Source organism: Janthinobacterium sp. 1L-D-8-B-C4, assembly GCF_057291295.1.
On the sequence record NZ_JBXAVX010000015.1, the window covers coordinates 175,839 to 196,676 of the forward strand.

Genomic DNA, 20,838 nt, shown 5'->3' on the forward strand with positions numbered 1-20,838 from the left:
TATCAAAATCGGCAACAGGCAATATTATCCTTCATACGCGCCCGAATAGCTTATTCAATATCAGTTCCGCCGCGCACACTGTCCAAAGACTGACACAATCGCGCCGATTGCGTATCATTCCAGCCTTGATCGCTTTGGAAACAACCATGCTGCCCACCATCGAACAACGTCTTGCCCTTGAACTTGCCGCCAAACCGGTACAGGTTGCCGCCGCCATCGAACTGCTCGACGAAGGCGCCACCGTGCCCTTTATTGCCCGTTATCGCAAGGAAGCGACCGGCGGCCTCGACGATATCCAGCTGCGCCTGCTCGAAGAGCGCCTGCGCTACCTGCGCGAACTCGAAGAGCGGCGCGCCGCCATCGTGGCCTCGATTACCGAACAGAACAAGATGACGCCGGCCCTGCTCGACGCCGTGATGCACGCCGAAGACAAGACCCGGCTGGAAGATTTGTACCTGCCCTATAAACAGAAGCGCCGCACCAAGGCGCAGATCGCCATCGAAGCGGGTCTGATGCCGCTGGCAGACTGTTTGCTGGGCAACCCGGAACTGACGCCGGAAATGGAAGCGGGCAAGTTCCTGCGCGACGCGTTTACGAGCGCCGACGGCAACAACCCGGGCGTGCTTGACACCAAGGCGGCGCTCGATGGCGCGCGCCAGATCCTGATGGAACGCTTTGCCGAAGATGCGAATCTGCTGCAGACCCTGCGCGAATACGTGCAGGAGCACGGCGTGGTCGAATCGAAAGTGGTGGAAGGCAAGCAGGACGAAGGCGAAAAATTCGCCGATTATTTCGATTACTCGGAAACCATTGCCACCGTGCCATCGCACCGCGCGCTGGCCCTGCTGCGTGGGCGCCGCGAAGGCATCCTCGACGTTACCCTGCGCCTCGATACCGAAGCGGAAAAACCGAAATGGGATGCGCCGCACAATCCGTGCGAAGGCCGCATTGCCGCCCGCTTCGGCATCAAGAACCAGGGCCGCCCGGCCGACAAGTGGTTGTCGGACACGGCGCGCTGGACCTGGCGCGTGAAAAGCTTCATGCACCTGGAAACCGAACTGATGGGGGCTCTGCGCGAACGCTCGGAGCAGGACGCCATCAATGTGTTTGCCACCAACCTGAAAGCGCTGCTGCTGGCAGCGCCAGCCGGCCAGCGCGCCACCATGGGTCTCGATCCCGGCCTGCGCACGGGCGTGAAAGTGGCGGTGGTCGATGCCACCGGCAAGGTGGTCGACACGGCCGTGATCTACCCGCACCAGCCGAAGAACGACTGGGATGGCTCCTTGCATACCCTGGGCCGCCTGGCCGCCAAGCACAATGTATCGCTCATTTCGATCGGCAACGGCACCGCTTCGCGCGAGACCGACAAACTGGCGCAGGACCTGATCAAGCAGCACCCGGAAGCGAAGATGACGAAGATCGTTGTCTCGGAAGCGGGCGCGTCGGTGTACTCGGCGTCGGAATTTGCCTCGAAAGAATTGCCGGACATGGATGTGTCCTTGCGCGGCGCCGTGTCGATCGCGCGCCGTTTGCAAGATCCGCTGGCCGAACTGGTGAAAATCGATCCGAAATCGATCGGCGTGGGCCAGTACCAGCATGACGTCAGCCAGAGTCAGCTGGCGCGCTCGCTCGACGCGGTGGTGGAAGACTGCGTGAACGCCGTCGGCGTCGACGTCAATACCGCATCGGCGCCGCTGCTGGCACGCGTGTCGGGCCTGTCGGCCAGCGTGGCGCAAGCCATCGTCAGCTACCGCGACATGAAGGGCGCATTTACCTCGCGCGCGGCGCTCAAGGGCGTGCCGCGCCTGGGCGACAAGACGTTCGAACAGGCGGCCGGCTTCCTGCGCGTGATGGGCGGCGACAATCCGCTGGACGCGTCGGCGGTGCACCCGGAATCGTATCCGCTGGTGGAAAAGATCCTGGCGGACATCAAAAAGGACATCAAGGCGGTCATCGGCGAGTCGTCGTTGCTGAAAACATTGAGCCCGGCCAAGTATGCCGACGAGACCTTTGGCGTACCGACCATTTCCGATATTTTGAAAGAGCTGGAAAAACCGGGCCGCGATCCGCGTCCTGAATTTACCACCGCCACCTTCAAGGAAGGGGTGGAAGAAATCCGCGACCTGCGCCCGGACATGATCCTGGAAGGCGTGGTCACCAACGTGGCCGCGTTTGGCGCGTTTGTCGACATCGGCGTGCACCAGGACGGCCTGGTGCATATCTCGGCGCTGTCGAACACCTTCGTGAAAGACCCGCACACGGTGGTCAAAGCCGGCCAGGTGGTGCGCGTGAAAGTGCTGGAGGTCGATGAAAAGCGCAAGCGCATCGCGCTGACCATGCGCTTGACCGACAGCGCGCCGCAGGCCGGCGCGCAACCTCAGCAAAAAGGCGACCGCAACGACCGCCGCAGCATGACCCAGCACCAGTCACAAGCGCGCAGCGCGCCCGAGCCGGCCGGCAGCATGGCGGCAGCGTTTGCCAAGCTGCGCGGCTAAACAGCGTGAACACCGCGTCCGACATCATCATTGCGACAGCCAGCGCCAGCAGTGCCGAGGCGCAGCTATTGCAGGATGAATTGTCAGGCGTGCTGCAGGGCATCAGTGGCGACAGCGGCCGCGCTTCGTTCGATGCCGATGCGCCGAACCAGCGCGGCGGCTTTTATCTGGCCAAAAATGGCGCTGGCCAGCTGCTCGGCTGCGCCGCCCTGCGCCCGCTGGGCGAACCGAACAGTACAACGGCCGAGCTCAAGCGCATGTTTGCCCGCCCTGGCAATACCGGCGTGGGTACGGCATTGCTGGCCCACGCCGAAGCCGAAGCCCTGCGCCTGGGCTACCGCGCCGTGGTCCTGTCGACCCGCGTGATCAACACGCGCGCGGTGGCCTTTTACTGCAAGCATGGTTACGTCCCCGTCGCGCCTTGGGGCAAATACGTGGGCGCGGCGCAGTCCATCTGCCTGGGCAAGCTGCTGTAGCGTGGCTGAGTTTCCCGATTAATGACCTGAGCGCATACCCGTGGCGTCGTTTTCTTATAAAATGACGCCATCTATTTATTTACCCATCAGAGGCAATCATGAGCGACGTACAAACCTGGATCAAAGAAACCGTGACGAGCACGCCGGTCGTGCTGTTCATGAAAGGCACCGCCCAATTTCCACAGTGCGGCTTTTCCGGCCGCGCCATCCAGATCCTGAAAGCCTGCGGCGTGGAAAACATCGCCACCGTTAACGTACTGGACGATGCGGAAGTGCGCCAGGGCATCAAGGACTACTCGAACTGGCCAACCATTCCGCAACTGTATGTCAAGGGCGAGTTTATCGGCGGCTCCGACATCATGAATGAAATGTTTGAATCGGGCGAACTGAAGTCCCTGCTCGATGCCTGATGCATCGCAGCGGCCGCGCCGTATCGTGGTTGCCATCACGGGTGCCACTGGCGCCGTCTACGGCTTGCGGCTGCTGCAACTGCTCGGCGCCATCCCCGGCGTCGAGACCCACCTGGTGCTGTCGGATGCGGCGGTATTGACCCTGCACCAGGAAACCGGCATGGGCCGCAAGGATGTCGAAGCACAAGCGCACGTGGTGCACAAGCTGCGCGATATCGGCGCGTCGATTGCCAGCGGTTCGTTCCAGTCGGACGGCATGGTGATTGCGCCGTGCTCGATGAAGACGCTGGCGGCGGTTGCGCATGGCTTGTCGGATAATCTGATCACGCGCGCGGCCGATGTGGTGCTCAAGGAGCGCCGGCGCCTGATCCTGATGGTGCGCGAAACGCCGTTCAACCTGGCACACCTGCGCAACATGACGGCCGTCACCGAAATGGGCGGCATCATCTTCCCGCCCCTGCCCAGCTTTTACCAGCTGCCCAACAGCATCGCCGAGATGGTCGACCATACGGTCGCAAGAGTCATCGACCTGCTGGCTATCGAGCACACCCTGGCGCCACGTTGGCATGGCTTGAAAGCCGTCGACAACAATCCTGCGTGAAGCGTTATCTTTTGTCGAACTGACTGGCGCTGGCACGCTTCAAATCCCTGGCTTCTTCAACCATCCTGCGGTGGGCAATCCGCTTGCGCATCACTTCCGCATGTTGCGCGGCAGTCATGGGTGGCACGGTCATCAAGTCTTTCAGCTGCGCGGTGTTGCTGTAGTTGCTTTTCATAAGACGGCTCAAATGCTCGGCTCCATGGTGGATGACAAACTGGCTGCTGTTGATCTCATTATGCGCCGCTATTGGCGACTGCGCCGTCTGTCAGGGGATTATTGTCGAATAATCCAGTTGCAGTGCAACATAAGAGGTCTTATTGTGCAGCAAAATCATGTCTCCGGCATGACCGCCCGCAAAAAAACAGCCGACCTTGCAAGGTCGGCATGGCGCCGAGCGAGAGCGCTGTTACTACGGGTAAATACTTACTTTTGGTAGTTGACGCGCACCAGCATGCGAATAAATTCGCGTGCGATTTGGCGATGATGCTCATCTAATCTTTGCAGATCAGCAATTAATTTCACATCGGCCGATTCAAAGCGCGACAAGGCGCTGCCCGCTTCGCCGTTCGGCACGGCGCTCTCGGGACCGCCAAAGCGCAACCATTCCGCCGGCACGCCCAACCATTGGGCGATCATGCGCAATTTTTCTTGCGTGGGAATCGCTTCCCCTACTAACCATTTGCGGGCGGCATGCACGGTAATCGGGCGACCATCGAAACGGATATTGAATTCCCGGGCCAGTCTGGTCGGGCTGTCGGGGGAGTAGTGGGCGTTTTTCAGAGCCAGCTGAAGTCGCTGGCTAAAGCTTTCGCGTTCGTTAGAAGAATTCATAGGTGTACTATTTCATGTTGTAACATGAAAGTCAGTTTCTTGAATAACCATACGGATTGTTACTTTTTAAAAAGAAAATAATTTTACAATTAACACTCCGGCGGACTTTTTGGGTAAAAAAGCGGCCAAATTTTCTCTTGTTATCCTGCATGGCTTCGGGTCAAATTCGCGGCTGGCTTTGAATTTCGCAATGCAGCACGATTTCAAAGCCTCGTTTTGGCACTACAACATACGGTATGTGATCATGCGCCCCTGCGGTGCGACATGCAAGGCAGATGCCATACAATTTCTCCAATACAAACTTTTCACAAAGACCATTTTATTTTTATAATGGAAACTAATGACTGTATGCTTGTCTGGATAGCAAATTTACTTCCATCATAACGAAAAGCGCTTATGTTGGCACAAAGAAAGTTCTTTTTGGTGTCATCTGCGCCACCAACTTTCAATCTTCATGCGCTTTTTCGTACTAAAATCGCTTTATTTCCAATAAATCTTACACCCAAGACAATTGCAGTCTGGCGCATGGCACAGGCATTTCTTCCTGGTTCCATGGCGCAGGCACGCTACAATGGCATTGACGCGAACGTAAACGTTAATCTCGCGCCAATACCGTCCTGAACCATCATGCCTACCAGCGCCACGCCCATGTCCCTGTTGTCACCCGCACCGAGCACCACCTACACCATTACCGAACTGGCACGCGAGTTCGACATTACGGCGCGTGCCATCCGCTTCTACGAAGACCAAGGACTGCTGAGCCCGAAACGCGAAGGCGCGGGCGGGCGCAGCCGCGTCTACACGCCGCGCGACCGCACCCGGCTCAAGCTGACGTTGCGTGGCAAGCGCCTGGGCCTGGCATTGTCCGAAATCAAAAGCCTGGTCGACATGTATGAGTCGCCAAAAGACACGCGCGCGCAGATGGACCGCTTTCTCGGCGTGCTGGCGCAGCACCGGCAGACACTGGAACAGCAGCGCATCGACATTGAAATGGCGCTGGCGGAAATTACCAGCCACGAAGCTGCCTGCGCGCGCATGCTGGCCGAACTGAACGACGGCGCGCTGGCGCCAAAGTAACGCAGTAACAAGGCGACCCGCTTGATGCAGGCCGCAGTGACATGCCTTATACTTTGCTTTACGTTTACGTAAACGTCACAACTGAGTATCATGGCATTTTGAAGCGGCAGACAGCCGACACTATCATCACGACGACGAGGACGACATGCTCCATCTCCCAGGCTTGACCTTTGACCACGGCGAAGACATCGCCTCCTTGCGTGCAGCGATCCAGCAATTCGCCGCCGCCGAAATCGCCCCGCGCGCAGCCGAAATCGACCGCAGCGACCAGTTCCCGATGGACTTGTGGCGCAAGATGGGCGACATGGGCCTGCTCGGCATTACCGTCAGCGAAGAATATGGCGGCGCCGGCATGGGCTACCTGGCCCATATCATCGCCATGGAAGAGATTTCGCGCGCCTCGGCCTCGGTCGGCCTGTCGTACGGCGCCCATTCGAACCTGTGTGTCAACCAGATCAAGCGCAACGGTAGCGACGAGCAAAAAGCCAAATACCTGCCAAAACTGATTACCGGCGAACATATCGGCGCGCTGGCCATGTCGGAACCGAACGCCGGCTCGGACGTCGTCAGCATGCAGCTGCGTGCCGACTTCAAGGGCGACCGCTGGGTGCTGAACGGCACCAAGATGTGGATCACCAACGGCCCCGACGCGGACGTGCTGGTGGTGTATGCCAAGAACGACCTGGCGGCCGGCGCGCGCGGCATGACGGCGTTCCTGATCGAAAAACATTTCAAGGGTTTTTCTATTGCACAAAAGCTCGACAAGCTGGGCATGCGCGGCTCGCACACGGGCGAACTGGTGTTCCAGGATTGCGAAGTGCCAGCTGAAAATGTGCTGGGTGGCCTGGGCAAGGGCGTCAATGTGCTGATGTCGGGCCTGGACTTTGAACGCACGGTACTGTCCGGCGGCCCGCTGGGCATCATGCAGGCCTGCATGGACCTGGTGGTGCCGTATGTGCACGACCGCAAGCAGTTTGGCCAGGCCATCGGTGAATTCCAATTGATGCAGGGCAAACTGGCCGACATGTATTCGACCATGATGGCCTGCAAGGCTTATGTCTATGCGGTAGGCCAGGCCTGCGACCGCGCCACTACGCCGGAAGCGGTGCGCCAGCTGCGCAAGGATGCGGCCGGCGCGATTTTGTACAGTGCCGAAAAAGCCACCTGGATGGCCGGCGAAGCGATCCAGGCGCTGGGCGGCAATGGCTATATCAATGAATACCCGGCTGGCCGCCTGTGGCGCGACGCCAAGCTGTACGAGATCGGCGCCGGCACCAGCGAAATTCGCCGTATGCTGATCGGCCGCGAATTGTTTGCCGAAACAAAATAACCCATTACTGATACGGAGATCCATCATGCATGATCCAGTCGTTATCGTCGGTGCCGCGCGCACTCCCATGGGCGCCTTCCAGGGCGATTTTTCCAACGTCACCGCCAGCGACCTGGGCGCCGTGGCCATCAAGGCCGCCGTCGAGCGCGCCGGCATCGCGCCGGAACTGGTGGAGCACGTGTATTTCGGCAATTGCCTGATGGCCGGCCAGGGCCAGGCGCCCGCGCGCCAGGCGCTGCGCAAGGCCGGCTTGCCCGACTCCACCGGCGCCGTCACCCTGTCGAAAATGTGCGGTTCGGCCATGCAAACCACCATGTTCGCGCACGACACCTTGCTGGCCGGCAGCGCCGAGGTGGTGGTGGCCGGCGGCATGGAGTCGATGACCAATGCGCCCTACCTGGTGCCCAAGGCGCGCGGCGGCTACCGCATCGGCCACGGCATGCTGTTCGACCACATGATGATGGATGGCCTGGAAGACGCCTACAGCCGCGACGAAAAAGGCAATGCCCGCTCGATGGGCACGTTTGCCGAAGAATGCGCCAGCCAGTACGCGTTTACCCGCGAAGCGCAAGATGCGTTTGCCATCGAATCGGTCAAGCGCGCCCAGGCGGCGGCCAAGGATGGCGGCTTTGACTGGGAAATCGCGCCCGTTACCGTGCCCGGCCGCGGTGGCGACACCGTCGTCAGCATCGATGAGGGCCCGGCCAAGGCGCGCCTGGAAAAAATCCCGGCCCTGAAACCGGCGTTCAAGAAAGATGGCACGATTACCGCCGCCTCCTCATCCTCGATCAACGATGGCGCGGCGGCCCTGGTGCTGATGCGCGAATCGACGGCAAACAAGCTGGGTTTGACCATTATCGCGAAGATCCATGGTCACGCCACCCATGCCCAGGCGCCGAATCAGTTTACAACGGCGCCGATCGGCGCCGTGAAAAAACTGTACGCCAAGACCGGCTGGAGCAGCAGCACTGTCGACCTGTTTGAAATCAACGAGGCGTTTGCCGCCGTGCCGATGGCCGCCATGCATGACCTCGATATTCCACACAGCAAGATCAATATCCACGGCGGCGCCTGCGCACTGGGTCATCCGATCGGCGCTTCGGGCGCACGCATTATCGTCACCCTGCTGGGCGCCCTGAAACAGACCGGTGGCAAGCGCGGCGTGGCGGCCCTGTGCATCGGCGGCGGCGAAGCGACGGCAATGGCGATCGAACTGGTATAAGCTGGGCTTTTTCCAACACTCCAGGGAGCAGCACATGCCTACAGCATTGATCATCGGCGCCTCGCGCGGCATCGGCCATGAAATCGTCCGTCAATACCGCCAGGATGGCTGGCGCGTGATCGCCACCGCCCGCAGGCCCGAGGATTGCGAGACGCTCAAGCAATTGGGCGCCGAAGCGCACCAGCTCGACGTGACCGATGTCGAGGGCTGCGCCGGCCTGGGCTGGAAGCTCGACGATGAAAAGCTCGAGGTCGCCATCCTGAACGCGGGCGTGTACGGCCCGCGCCATGACGGCTTTCCCGCGCAAGCCGATTTCGATGCCGTGATGCACACCAATGTGCTGGCCGCAATGCGCTTGCTGCCGATCCTGGCGCCGCTGGTCGGCAATGCAAAGGGCAAGCTGGCGGTGCTGTCATCGCACATGGGATCACTCAGCGAGCGCAGCAGCGCCAGCGGTTCGCTGTACCGCGCCAGCAAGGCGGCCTTGAATTCCGTGCTGATCGACACCGCGCTCGTGCATGGCCCACAGGGCGTGAGCTGCGTGGCCTTCCATCCGGGCTGGGTGCGCACCGAAATGGGCGGCGCCGGCGCCGATATCTCTCCTGAAGAAAGCGCGGCCGGCATCCGCGCCACCCTGGCCAGCCTGCCGCAATCCAAACAGGCGGTTTTCCGCAATTACGACGGCAGCCCCATCGGCTGGTAAAAAAAATCCATGATACTCAATGAAGAACAAAGCATGATCCAGGACGCGCTGCGCAGTTTTTCGCGCGAGCGCCTGGCGCCCAACGCGGCCCGCTGGGACAAGGAACATCATTTCCCGAAGGAGGAACTGCAGGAACTGGCGGCGCTGGGCGCGTTTGGCGTGGCCGTGCCGGAAGAACTGGGCGGCGCCGGCCTCGACTATGTGTCGCTGGCGCTGGTGCTGGAAGAAATCGCCGCCGGCGACGGTGGCACGTCGACCATTATCTCGGTCAACAATTGCCCGGTGTGCAGCATCGCCATGATGTATGCGAATGACGAACAGAAGGAACAATGGCTGCGTCCGCTGGCGCAAGGCAAGATGCTGGGCGCCTTTTGCCTGACCGAACCGCACACGGGCAGCGACGCCTCGGCCTTGCGCACCACAGCCACCCGCGATGGCGATGACTACGTCATCAATGGCACAAAGCAGTTCATTACCAGCGGCAAACATGCCGATGTGGCGATTGTGCTGGCCGTCACCGACAAGGCGGCCGGCAAGCGCGGCATCAGCGCCTTTTGGGTGCCGACCAACAGCCCCGGCTATATCGTGGCGGGGCTGGAACAGAAGATGGGCCAGCACTCGTCGGACACGGCGCAAATCATGTTCGATAACTGCCGCATTCCGGCCGCCAACCTGATCGGCGAAGAAGGCCAGGGCTACAAGATCGCGTTATCGGGCCTGGAAGGCGGGCGCATCGGCATCGCCTCGCAAGCGGTCGGCATGGCGCGCGCCGCGTATGAAGCGGCCTTGAGCTACGCACGCGAACGCGAGAGTTTCGGCAAAGCCATCTTCGAACATCAGGCGGTGCAGTTCCGCCTGGCCGACATGGCCACGCAGATCGAAGCGGCGCGCCAGCTGATACGCCACGCGGCGGCCATGAAGGATGCCGGCCTGCCTTGCCTGAAGGAGGCGGCGATGGCAAAACTGTTTGCGTCCGAGATGGCGGAAAAAGTGTGCTCCGACGCGATCCAGGTGCATGGCGGCTATGGCTATGTGTCCGACTTCCCGGTAGAGCGCATCTACCGCGATGCGCGGGTATGCCAGATTTACGAGGGCACCAGCGATATCCAGAAAATCTTGATTGCGCGGGCGTTGTAATCAGAAATGTGAAAGGTAGCGATTGAGGCAATAACTTCTCAGCGCCTTTAGAAACCGTAGCGAGCAAGCTCGATATCGGATTGAGTAACGCAGCCGTACTTCGGTACGGCGAGTAACGCCGATTCGAGAGCGGGCTGCGCAGTAGGTTTATAAAGGCGCCATCCAGACGAAAAAAAAGCCTACTCAGGGTAGGCTTCGTTCCAATGTATTACCAATGCTTTAATCGTGTCATGGACGCCAGTGCTATCTGCAAAGTGCCTCCTGATTTTCGGACTCCCATGCTATCTGCATGGTGACTCCAAGTGTAAATCGACCAACGTATCCGGAATTACAAAATCCACTCTTTCGTACTAGTCACGCCATCGACATTACACCTGTCGGTCGCCGTACTGAAACTGGATAGTGAGAGTATCTGCAAGCAAATCTCAACCACTGAAAGAATTATAGCATAGCCTTTTGTGCGCCGCAACAACCTTTTTAAATCAAGTTCTTAGCTCCAGCGGCTTGTCTTCCTCGCCACCGCGCGCCACGCGCTCATACTCGGAAATGACTTGCGCGCCCAGCAGCAGCAGGGTGGCGCCGATTTCCAGGCTGAACATGACGACAATCGCCGTCGTCATCGAACCGTAGACAACATTCACCTGCGACAAGGTAGAGAAATACCAGACCAGCACATGGCGCGCGATTTCCCACAACAGTGCCGCCGTCACGCCGCCGATCAGCGCATGCGTGAAGGACAGCCGGCCCACCGGCATCACCAGGTAAATCGAACTGAGCACGAGTATCTCGCCCGTCAGCCCCAGCAGATACAGCAGCACGCCGGACAAGCCTTCCAGGCCCCAGTCCTTGCGCAGGAAACGCACGCTTTCGTCGCCCATCACCTGCAGGCCGCCGGCCACCAGCGTGATCAACAAGATGCCAACACCGAGGCACAGGATATAGCAGTATGGCAGCACGGCGGAAATCAGGAAATGGCGGCGCCGTATCGCCACGCGATGGTTGAAAATCACGCTCATGGCGTTTTCCAGCACCGTAAACGCCAGCGAGCTGAAAAACAGCATGGTCAGCAGCAGCAGCCAGCCGATCACGCTGCGGTTATCGAGAAAATGCGCGACCTCGGCAACGATGGCTTTCGATTGCCCGGGCACCAGCCATTCCAGGTAATGCCCGATGGTACGCAGCAATTCATCCTCGGCGATCACATGCGACAGGGCCACCACCACCAGCATCAGCAGCGGCACGATGGACAGCAGCGAGTAATAGGCGACGGCGCCGGCCAGCAGCAAGCCCTGGTTGGCGCGAAAGCCTTTCAATACCTGCAGCACGAAGCGCAATGGATGGCCGAGAATATACGCGCTGGCGTGGCGGTTGATGATCATGAACGGTACACCTGGTGAGGACGCGGCATAACCTTGTGCCATGCCGCCCATGCACCATAGCATACGGACAATTTGCGCCCACCGCTGTACGCAAGCTAACTGACGGCCGCTTCCAGCAAGGTCAGGGTTTGCCGGTCTGCATCGAGGGTGGCCAGTATGCCCATCGGCACGGTGAACTGGTCGCGGATATGGCCGAAGGAATAGCCACTGACTGCCGGCGCCGTCAACGGTTGCAGATGCTGGTCCAGGGTCTGGTCGAGGGTCAAGGAACTGCCGCCCTCGTCCGCTTCGCAATGCATGAACACGCCCAGCATCAGCGCCTTTGCTGTCGCCAGGCCGCCCGACAGGTCGAGCTGGTACAGCATGCGGTCGACCCGGTACGGCGCTTCGTTGATTTCTTCCAGAAACAGGATGCGCTGCTCGAACTCGGCCGCATACGGCGTGCCGGCCAGCGCGCTGACCATGCACAGGTTGCCGCCGGTCAGTTGCCCCGTTGCCTGGCCGCCATGCACGGTACGGATCGTGAAGTTGGGCTGGGTGAGCGCGCGGCGGTGGTTTTCCAGCGCCATCGGTATCGTGTATTGCTGCTGCGGCTGCATCAGCACGGCTTGCAAATGCGTGACGGTGTAGTCGGAAAAGGTCGAGGACGCCACCGGCCCGTGAAACGTCACCAGGCCCGTATGGCGATGGATCGCCAAGTGCAGCGCCGTGATGTCGGAGTAGCCGATCAATATCTTCGGATTTGCCCGGATCAGGGCGTAATCGATATGCGCCAGCAGCGAAATGCAGCCCGAGCCGCCGCGGATCGCCCATACGGCTTTGACTTGCGGGTCGCGAAACGCCGCGTGCAAATCCTCCAGCCTTTGCTGCACCGTGCCCGCATAGTTGCCGTTGACGGCGCGGATATGCGTGCCCAGGATAACGCGCAGGCCCAGCGACTCCATATTGCCGATGGCCCTGGTAATTTCGTCTTCATCAAGCAGGCCGGCAGGCGCGACCAGCGCGACCAGGTCGCCCTTGCGCAAGCGCGCCGGTTTGATCAGGGGATATTTGTGCATACTTGGTTGTGGCGCGGCAGCGGCCAGGGCCGGTACACTGGCCGCGCCGACGGCGGCGGCCAGCATGCCGCCAAAGCGGCGCCGGTAAACACTGTGACTGCTCATGCGGCCCTTTTTCGGAAAAGAAAACGGCGGCGCCAGGCGCCGCCGCTGCGAACATGTTCCGCCAGCACGGATTACATGAACTTGTATTTCACCTGGAACGACAGCGCGCGGCCACGTGGATCGGCTACGCGAGGGTCCCAGCCCGCGCCGACCACATCGTCGACATTATGCGCGGTAAACGGTGGGTCCTTGTCGAACAGGTTCTGGATACCAACCGTCACGGTGGTGTTCTTGAAGCCCGTGTAGGTGCCCGACAGGGTATAGGTAGTATAGCTGCTGACCTTCGGGTTGAAGCCCACGGGATACGGCAGCGCGCCGCCATTCGGCACCTGGTCCTTGTAGCCGGTGCTGTAGTTCTGCGTCAGCAAGCCGCTCCAGTCGCCGCGCGCCAGCGAGAACGAGGCGTTGTGCTTCCAGCGCAGGTACAAATCGCGTGTATAGAAGTTGCCCACATACTCCTTGTATTCCTGGCCAGCGATCTCGGCAAACTTGAAGCTTTGCGTCCAGGTGCCATCGAGCGCGGCATTCCATTTGTAGCCGTTGGTGCTGCCTTCGCCGCGCAGGCTCAAGTCGGCGCCGCGCGTGCGCGAACCGGCCGCATTGATCCAGCCTGCCTGGATATAGCTGATGGTGTCATCGGGATTGCGGATGATGTTTTGCGGCAGCAAGGCGGCGTTCTGCAGCACGATGGTGGCCGAACGGTTCAGGATGCGGTCTTTCGAGTTGATGGCCCAGTAGTCGAGCGAGGCAGAATAACCCTTGACCGGTTCGATCACCATGCCCACGCTGCCCTGTTTCGAGGTTTCCGGTTTCAGCGCGGTATTACCTCCCGAGAAATAGTTCAACCGTGCCGGAGCGCAAAACGCCGGATCGCCAGGGTGGCGGCCACAACCGAGGGTATCGATCACGCCACTCGACAGTTCCTGGAACAGCTGGCCCGAGTACAGCTGGGTAAAGCTGGGTGCCAGGAAACCCTTGTTGGCCGAACCACGGAACAGCAGCCACGACGCCGGCTGGTAGCGGAACGACACTTTCGGATTGGTCGACGCGCCCACCAGGCTGTAGTCATCGCGGCGCAAGGCCAGCTGCATTTCCAGGTCCTTGATGATCGGCACCAGCAACTCGGCATACACGGCCTTGACGTTGCGGCTGGCTTTTTCCAGCGCCGCGTTGCCTGGCGACAGGTACACCAGCGTGGCATCGATATCCTGGCCAAACGCATAGCTTTCGCGGCGCAAATCAAAACCGACGGCGGCCGACATGGCGCCGGCCGGCAGTTGCAGCAGTTCGCCCGACACCGAACCATCGACGGCCGTCAGGGTCGTCTTGCCATGTTGGAAGTCGCCACGGAACTTGGTTGATTCGATCAGATCCTTCGCTGCCTGGCTCTGGCTCTGGCCGGCGCCCACCCACGGATTGATCACGCCGCTGGCCAGCGCCGGGAACAACTGCGCCGTGTAGGAATAGCCGTCGAGCAGCTTGGTGTTGGTCTTGCTTTGCGCATGCGACACACCCGCCTTGTAGTCCCACTTGCCAACCGTGCCTTCGAAACCGACCAGCAGGCGTAGGTTGTCGGTGGTGTTTTCCTGGGTGCGGTTGCCGAAATCGTTGGCGCGCCATTTATAGGCGATCGGCTTGGTGCGGTCATAGGTCGAGATGTAAGGCGACAAATCCTGGTAATACGCGCCGCCCACCGGGTACAGGCCGCCACTGGCTACCGTGGTCTGGATCTGCATCGGCGTAAATTCTGCCGTGGCCTTGGTGCGCGAACCGAGCAGTTCGACAAACATCGTGTGATCCTGGGCCAGCTTGAAGGAGGCGCGGCTGAGCAGGTTGGCGCGTTCAACCGGGAAGGAAATCACATAGTCGCCGCCGTAATCATAGGCGCAGGAGTACGTCGTGCGCAGCGGCGACGTCACTTTCGACCACAGCGCCGTCTGGTATTGCGACATGCCGGCCACCGTATCGCACTTGCCCGTAAAGCTCAGCGGGTTGGCTTGCAGGTATTGATTGGTGCTGCCGGGTACCGTAAACGCCGTACCCAGGGCCGTGCCGGCGCCCGTCATCTGGTTGGCGAACGGCGTGCCGGTGGTGTCCGGCGACAGGCCACGACCCGGCTGGAAACCGTTGGCAAAGCTGCGTTGGTTCGAGCTGAGCTTGTCGTTATTGTCGACCGTCAAACTCATCATGACGTTGTAGCCATCCTCTTCCAGGCTGCCATGGCCGGCCAGCAAGGAGGCGCGGCGATTCATGCCGCCGCCCGCTTCGGTGGAATTGGTGGTGGCCGACGCTTCCACGCCGTTGTAATTGGTTTTCAGGATGAAGTTGATCACGCCGCCGATGGCGTCGGTGCCGTAGATGGCGGAGGCGCCATCCTTGAGAATTTCCACGCGCGAAATCGCGCCCATGGGAATGGAATTGAGGTCGACCGCCTTGCCGCTGGCGCCGTGGGTGGCGATACGCCGGCCGTTCAGCAGCACCAGGGTGCTGTTCGGGCCCAGGCCGCGCAGCGAGGCGAACGAGGCGCCGCCACTGACACGGTCGGCATCGGCACCAAACACGTTATTGCCCGACGTCATATTGTTCGCGCCGGTGCCATTCGATGAGATGGTCGACAGCAATTGCTCGGCGCTGGTAATGCCCTGTTTTTCGATCTGATCGTAGGTGATCACCTGCACCGGCAACGCACCTTCCTTGGCGATGCGCTTGATGCTGCTGCCCGTCACTTCGACCCGTTGCATTGCCTGCGGCGCCGCTTCTTGCGCAACGGCCGTGCCAGCCACTCCTATCAATGCCATCAACTGCGCTAGCTTCTTCAATTTCACGGGCCTTCTCCTTATTGGGCAATCGATACTTGAGTTCTTCAAGCCAGGTTGTTAGTCACATCGCTGCATCTGTCTCGCAGTACATTTTTTTATGATGTTTGCGCATGACTTTATTTGTTTTCATTTTCAGAGTAGCGCGTTGCTTCCGCCGCCAGCCAATGAAAAATGCTCTCTTAACCATAACTTTTTGGAATGAATGCCCTTTTTCAGCGCCGGCCTACTTTGCCGTGGGGCGACCCCGTGCCATATCGACGTCCAGATAGCGCCAGGAAGTGAATTCCACAGGGTGGCGCCTGTAGTTTTTTAGCCACGATTGCTGCAGGTCAGCCGAGATAGGATGCGTCAGCAGTACCCATGGCGTATATGCATGGATCAGCTGCCACATGTCGAAGTACAGGCTGCGCCGGCGTGGCGAATCGGACAGCAGGCGCGCCTCCTCATAGCGTTTATTGTAATCGGGCAAGTTAAAGCGGGCGTAGTTGGCTCGGCCACTGTTGGGGCCGTACAACAATTGCATAAAGTTATCACCATCGGGGAAGTCGGCGATCCAGTTGGTCTCGAACATCTGCACCTTGCCCAGCCGCGAGGCCTTGATGATTTCCGTTTTTTTATCGCTCTTGAAGGCCACGCGCAGGCCGATGGCGTTCAGGTTGCGGCGCCACAATTCATCGCGCAGCCGCCCCACCATGCTCGGCTCGGTATGCATGGTGAGTATCAAGGGCGTGCCATCGGGCTGGCTGCGAAAGCCATCGGCGCCCATCTTGTAGCCAAAGCGGTCGAGCAGCGCGCGCGCCAGCGCCGGATCGTATGCCACCGGGCTGCGGTAGGCCTTGTCATAGCCCAGCACGTTCGGCGCCAGCGGCGACTGCGCCGGCAGGGCCAAGCCCTTTTTCAGCAGGGCGATATCTTCGCCGCTGTTGTAGCTGAGCGCGATCGCGCGCCGCAGGGCCAGCCTGGCCTTGCTGTAGCCACCGAGCACCGGGTCGTCCATATTCATCCACATGTAATAGGTCTGCAGCACGGGGAAGCGTTCCAGGGTAATGCCTTTCGCCGCCAGTTCAGGTTTCAGCCGGCCATTGGCCAGCACCATGTCGGTCAGCGACTCGGGCACCTGCTCCAGGTAATCGAACTCGCCTTTCAGGAAACCCAGCATGCGCGACTGGTATTCCTCGACGATGCGCACTTCGATGCGCTCGACCAGCGGCAGTTTTTTGCCTTCCAGAGACTGTGCAATCACCTGATCCGCTGGCGGCAGAGCTTTCAGCACGGCGGCATCCGTATGAAACACGGTGGCGCGAAAATTCGGATTGGCCTGCAACACGATCTTGTCGCTGCGCTTCCATTCGGTAATCATGAACGGGCCCGTACCCACCGGATGGTTGCCCAGCTGGCCAGGCGCTTGATAGGCTTCGGCCACTTCGCGCGCCACCACGCCGGTGGCCGGCATGGCCAGGTAAAACAGAAAGTTCGGATCGATGCTGTTGAGGCGGATGCGCAAGGTGTATTTGTCCAGCGCCTGCAGGCCCGCAATCGGCGTGTCGTAGCTGAAGTTTTTCTTCAGCGCCGCGTCGCCCACCAATTTGTCTTCCAGCAGGAACAGCCACGGCGACTTCAGTGCCGGGTCGTACAGGCGCGTCAGGCTGTACACATAATCTTGCGCCGTCACTTCGCGCGGCTGGCCCTTGAACGCCGGGTCAGGCGTAAAGAACACGCCGGGCTGGATCTGGAAAATATAGGTCAAGCCGCCATCTTCTATTTTCGGCAAGCCGCGCGCCGTATTGCCCTGCAGCTTGAGCGGGCGCGCCAGGTAGTCGTAGCGCAGCAGCGGGTCGAACACGTTTTCCATCAGGTTCAGACTGGCCAGGTCGGAGGCCACGGCCGGGTCCAGCCCCGTCTCGCTGGTGCTCAGGAACAGGTGCAGGGTCTTGCCGGCGGCGTCGGTTGCGGCATGGCTGACTGTAGCGAACAGAGTCAGCAAGGCCAGGCCGGCGGCGCAAGCGGTTTTACGCAAAAACATCATCAGTGATCCAGTAAAGGCGGTATAAGGGCAAGCGTCATCCAGCGTACGCGGGTGGGCGACAGGAGGCCAATGAAAACAGGCTGCCAGCTTATAACTTTTTGGCATGCGGATGCTGCATTCTTTCATCAACGCGCGTCGGCCTGCCTCTATACTTTGCTTGCAGGTATTTTCCTCGTCTGAAATCCAAGAACTGATACCCTAGAACTGATCATCCATGGCACTTAATTACATCTGGTCCGGCTTTTTTCTCGTAGGTTTCCTGGCCGCCGTGCTGCAGTGGCTGTTTTTGGGCGATACCGATATCTTCAAGCGCATCATCGATGGCACCTTCGAGACGGCGCGCATGGGTGTGATGGATATCGCTCTGCCACTGGCTGGCGTGATGACTTTGTGGCTGGGCATCATGAATATCGGCGAAAAGGCGGGCATCGTCGGCTGGCTGGCAAAAGTGATCGCGCCCTTCTTTTCGCGCATCTTTCCGGAAATTCCGAAGGACCATCCGGCCACCGGCCACATGGTGATGAACTTCTCGGCCAATCTGCTGGGGCTGGACAATGCTGCCACGCCGTTCGGCCTGAAAGCGATGGAAAGCCTGCAGACGCTGAACCCCAACAAGGACGAGGCCACCAATGCGCAGATCATGTTCCTGGTGCTGCACACCTCGGGCCTGACCCTGATACCGCTGGCCATCATGGCGCAGCGCTCGATCCTCGGTGCGGCCGATCCGTCCGACATCTTTATTCCCTGCATGATCGCCACCTATGTCGCCACCGTGGTCGGCATCATCACGGTCTCGATCAAGCAGCGCATCAACCTGCTCAACAGCGTCGTGCTGAGCTGGCTGGGCGGCATGACGGCCGCCATCGTCGCCATGATCTGGTATTTCACGCAGTACCTGACGAAACAGGAAATCGAGCTGGTCTCGAAAGTGGTCAGCAACCTGGTGCTGATCAGCGTGATCGCCATTTTCATCATCGGCGCGCTGCGCAAAAAAGTGAATGTGTATGACGCGTTTATCGAAGGCGCAAAAGGCGGCATCCAGACCTCGATTACCGTGATTCCCTACCTGGTTGGCATGCTGGTGGCCATCAGCGTGATCCGCAACGCCGGCGTGTTCAATTTTGTCATGAGCGGCTTTAACTGGTTCTTTGCCAACCTGGGCATCAATACCGACTTCGTGCCCGCCTTGCCGACCGCCATGATGAAACCGCTCAGCGGTTCCGGCTCGAAAGCCATGATGATCGACGCCATGAATACCTACGGCGTCGACTCGTTTGTCGGCCGCCTGGCCTGTGTGTTCCAGGGCTCGGCCGACACCACCTTCTATATCGTGGCCCTGTATTTTGGCTCGGTCGGCATCCGCAAGACGCGCTATGCGATCACGGCCGGGCTGATCGCCGACCTGGCCGGCGTGATCGCCGCCGTGTTTGTCGCCTACGTCTTTTTCCATTGAGGAGCACCATGTTACGTCCTGTCCTGCTCGCCGTGCTGATCGCCGGCCTTGGCCTGTCGACGGCGCACGCGCAATTGCCGGAATCGGTCAGCGTGCTGCTGCGCAGCGCCAATATTCCCGAGGACGCCATGGGCGCCATCGTACTGCGCGGCAATACGGTGGTGATGTCGCACGGGGCCGAGCGCAGCATGCAGCCGGCGTCGACCATGAAACTGGTGACTACCGCCGTCGGTCTGGAACAACTCGGGCCCACCTTCCGCGGCCGCACGGAACTGCGCACCAGCGCCGACGTCATCAATGGCGTGCTCAAGGGCGACCTGATATTGCGCGGTGGCGCCGACACCGATTTCAATGCCGACGTGCTCGAGCACATGCTGCAAACCCTGCGCAACCAGGGTATTGTCAAAATCAAGGGCGACCTGATCCTCGACCGCCAGCTGTTCCAGCCGGCCCGGCCCGACATCGGCGCGCCGCCGTTCGACGAGTCTGCCGAGTTTCGCTACAACGTGATCCCCGACGCCCTGCTGCTCAATACGAACATGCTCGATATCGAACTCAGTTCGACTACCCAGCAATTGAAGTTGCTGATGCTGCCGGAACTGGACAATGTCACTATTACCAGCGACATGCAGCTGGTCAAAGGCAATTGCGCACGCTGGGAAGACGGCTGGCGCCCGCCCGAATATGTGCGCGGCCCGAACGGCAAGCTGCAAGTCATTCTGCACGGCACCTTCCCGCAGAATTGCAAAAAGGCGACCAGCATCAATGTGCTGGACCGAAATGATTATGCGGACCGCTTGTTCCGCAGCATCTGGCAGCGTTTGGGCGGCAGCATCACGGGCAGCGTGCGCGAGGCAGCGTTCACGGGATTGCCACCAACGGCCGAGCCGGTTGGCACGCGCATGCTGGCCGACCACGTTGCGCGCGCGCTGCCGGAAGTGCTGCGCGATATCAACAAGAACTCCGACAATACGCTGGCCCGTACGCTGTTCCTCAGCATCGGCAGCCTGCAAAGCGATGGCTGGCTGGGCAGCCGCCCGGTGGCGATGACATTGCCGGAAGATACGGCCAGCCGCTCAAGGCAAGTGATCCAGGAATGGATGCAGCGCCACGGTATCGATACGAATGGCATGCTGCTCGACAATGGCTCCGGCCTGTCGCGCACGGGACGTATCGCGCCGCTGCAACTGGCCGGTATATTGCAGGCGATGCAGCAAAGCACATGGGCGCCCGAGTTCCAGTCCAGCCTGCCGATCGTCGCCTTGGATGGCACCATGCGCAAGCGCCTGCTGGGCAGCCCGGCCGCTGCGCGTGCCCGCATCAAGACGGGAACGCTGAAGAATGTGGTGGCGATCGCCGGCTATGTGCCGGACGCCAACAACCAGCAATGTGTAGTGGTGGCCATGATCAATAGCGACCTGGCCGGCAATGGCAATGGCCGCGCTGCTGTCGATGCGCTGATCGAGTGGGTGGCGCGTAGGTCGGATTAGGCCGCAGGCCGTAATCCGACAACATTGTTGGCTGCGACCGTGGTGGTGTCGGATTACGCGGCTTCGCCGCTAATCCGACCTACGGACGAAAAAAAACCCCGACCATTGCTGATCGGGGTTTTTCTCTACTGCGAATAACAAGCCTGACGATAACCTACTTTCACACTGGTTGCAGCACTATCATCGGCGCAAAGTTGTTTCACGGTCCTGTTCGGGATGGGAAGGG

The 20,838-nt window shown here is 60.1% G+C and carries 17 protein-coding genes; 11 read left to right on the forward strand and 6 right to left on the reverse strand.

Annotation, left to right across the window (positions count from 1 at the left end; translation table 11 throughout):
• The first annotated feature begins 146 nt into the window (after positions 1–146).
• The 4 genes from AC0Z42_RS23380 to AC0Z42_RS23395 all read left to right on the forward strand — a co-directional run bounded on the left by AC0Z42_RS23380 (position 147) and on the right by AC0Z42_RS23395 (position 3,982).
• Positions 147–2,495 carry a Tex family protein gene (locus tag AC0Z42_RS23380; RefSeq protein WP_485470570.1) on the forward strand — a complete coding sequence of 783 codons (2,349 nt, stop codon included), beginning with the start codon at positions 147–149 and terminating at the stop codon, positions 2,493–2,495.
• 5 nt (positions 2,496–2,500) lie between these two features.
• Positions 2,501–2,971, forward strand: coding sequence for a GNAT family N-acetyltransferase (locus AC0Z42_RS23385; RefSeq protein ID WP_485470571.1), 471 nt, complete (start codon positions 2,501–2,503; stop codon positions 2,969–2,971).
• A 98-nt stretch (positions 2,972–3,069) separates the two neighbouring features.
• Positions 3,070–3,381 carry a Grx4 family monothiol glutaredoxin gene (gene grxD, locus AC0Z42_RS23390; RefSeq protein ID WP_485470572.1) on the forward strand — a complete coding sequence of 104 codons (312 nt, stop codon included), beginning with the start codon at positions 3,070–3,072 and terminating at the stop codon, positions 3,379–3,381.
• Positions 3,374–3,982 (forward strand): UbiX family flavin prenyltransferase, encoded by a 609-nt coding sequence (locus AC0Z42_RS23395; RefSeq protein WP_485470573.1) that lies wholly within the window; start codon positions 3,374–3,376, stop codon positions 3,980–3,982. The genes grxD and AC0Z42_RS23395 overlap by 8 nt, the downstream gene beginning before the upstream one ends.
• 4 nt (positions 3,983–3,986) lie before the next feature.
• Here the strand turns inward: AC0Z42_RS23395 and AC0Z42_RS23400 are convergent, their stop codons facing one another.
• The gene (locus AC0Z42_RS23400; RefSeq protein ID WP_308923081.1) at positions 3,987–4,157 is read right to left on the reverse strand and encodes a hypothetical protein; all 171 of its coding nucleotides are present in this window, start codon (positions 4,155–4,157) and stop codon (positions 3,987–3,989) included.
• Positions 4,158–4,405: 248 nt separating this feature from the next.
• Positions 4,406–4,813, reverse strand: coding sequence for a hypothetical protein (locus AC0Z42_RS23405; protein WP_308923082.1), 408 nt, complete (start codon positions 4,811–4,813; stop codon positions 4,406–4,408).
• A gap of 627 nt (positions 4,814–5,440) precedes the next feature.
• Here AC0Z42_RS23405 and AC0Z42_RS23410 point away from each other — a divergent pair.
• The 5 genes from AC0Z42_RS23410 (at position 5,441) to AC0Z42_RS23430 (ending at position 10,282) form a co-directional block, all read left to right on the forward strand.
• Positions 5,441–5,890 (forward strand): MerR family transcriptional regulator, encoded by a 450-nt coding sequence (locus tag AC0Z42_RS23410; protein WP_485470574.1) that lies wholly within the window; start codon positions 5,441–5,443, stop codon positions 5,888–5,890.
• Positions 5,891–6,035: 145 nt separating this feature from the next.
• Entirely contained in the window at positions 6,036–7,220 is a 1,185-nt protein-coding gene (locus AC0Z42_RS23415; RefSeq protein WP_485470575.1) for an isovaleryl-CoA dehydrogenase, read from the forward strand.
• A gap of 25 nt (positions 7,221–7,245) precedes the next feature.
• On the forward strand, positions 7,246–8,442 hold the full coding sequence (locus tag AC0Z42_RS23420) for an acetyl-CoA C-acyltransferase (protein WP_485470576.1): 1,197 nt from the start codon (positions 7,246–7,248) through the stop codon (positions 8,440–8,442).
• Positions 8,443–8,476: 34 nt separating this feature from the next.
• A complete protein-coding gene (locus AC0Z42_RS23425; protein WP_485470577.1) occupies positions 8,477–9,145 on the forward strand; it encodes an SDR family oxidoreductase in 669 nt (222 codons plus the stop codon).
• A 9-nt stretch (positions 9,146–9,154) separates the two neighbouring features.
• Entirely contained in the window at positions 9,155–10,282 is a 1,128-nt protein-coding gene (locus tag AC0Z42_RS23430; protein ID WP_485470578.1) for an acyl-CoA dehydrogenase family protein, read from the forward strand.
• A 482-nt stretch (positions 10,283–10,764) separates the two neighbouring features.
• Here AC0Z42_RS23430 and AC0Z42_RS23435 read toward each other — a convergent pair whose 3' ends face one another.
• The 4 genes from AC0Z42_RS23435 to AC0Z42_RS23450 form a co-directional block, all read right to left on the reverse strand.
• Entirely contained in the window at positions 10,765–11,661 is an 897-nt protein-coding gene (locus AC0Z42_RS23435) for a YihY/virulence factor BrkB family protein (protein ID WP_485470579.1), read from the reverse strand.
• Between the two features lie 95 nt (positions 11,662–11,756).
• Positions 11,757–12,824: a S66 peptidase family protein gene (locus tag AC0Z42_RS23440; protein WP_485470580.1), complete on the reverse strand. Its 1,068-nt coding sequence runs from the start codon at positions 12,822–12,824 to the stop codon at positions 11,757–11,759.
• A gap of 71 nt (positions 12,825–12,895) precedes the next feature.
• Positions 12,896–15,649: a TonB-dependent receptor gene (locus AC0Z42_RS23445; RefSeq protein ID WP_485470581.1), complete on the reverse strand. Its 2,754-nt coding sequence runs from the start codon at positions 15,647–15,649 to the stop codon at positions 12,896–12,898.
• A gap of 217 nt (positions 15,650–15,866) precedes the next feature.
• Positions 15,867–17,669 carry an ABC transporter substrate-binding protein gene (locus AC0Z42_RS23450; protein ID WP_485470582.1) on the reverse strand — a complete coding sequence of 601 codons (1,803 nt, stop codon included), beginning with the start codon at positions 17,667–17,669 and terminating at the stop codon, positions 15,867–15,869.
• 214 nt (positions 17,670–17,883) lie between these two features.
• Here AC0Z42_RS23450 and AC0Z42_RS23455 point away from each other — a divergent pair, with 214 nt between their 5' ends.
• Together AC0Z42_RS23455 and dacB are read left to right on the forward strand one after the other, a co-directional pair.
• Entirely contained in the window at positions 17,884–19,122 is a 1,239-nt protein-coding gene (locus tag AC0Z42_RS23455) for a nucleoside recognition domain-containing protein (RefSeq protein ID WP_485470583.1), read from the forward strand.
• Between the two features lie 8 nt (positions 19,123–19,130).
• Complete coding sequence (gene dacB / locus AC0Z42_RS23460; protein ID WP_485470584.1) at positions 19,131–20,612, forward strand: D-alanyl-D-alanine carboxypeptidase/D-alanyl-D-alanine endopeptidase; 1,482 nt, start codon at positions 19,131–19,133, stop codon at positions 20,610–20,612.
• The last annotated feature ends 226 nt before the right edge of the window (positions 20,613–20,838 follow it).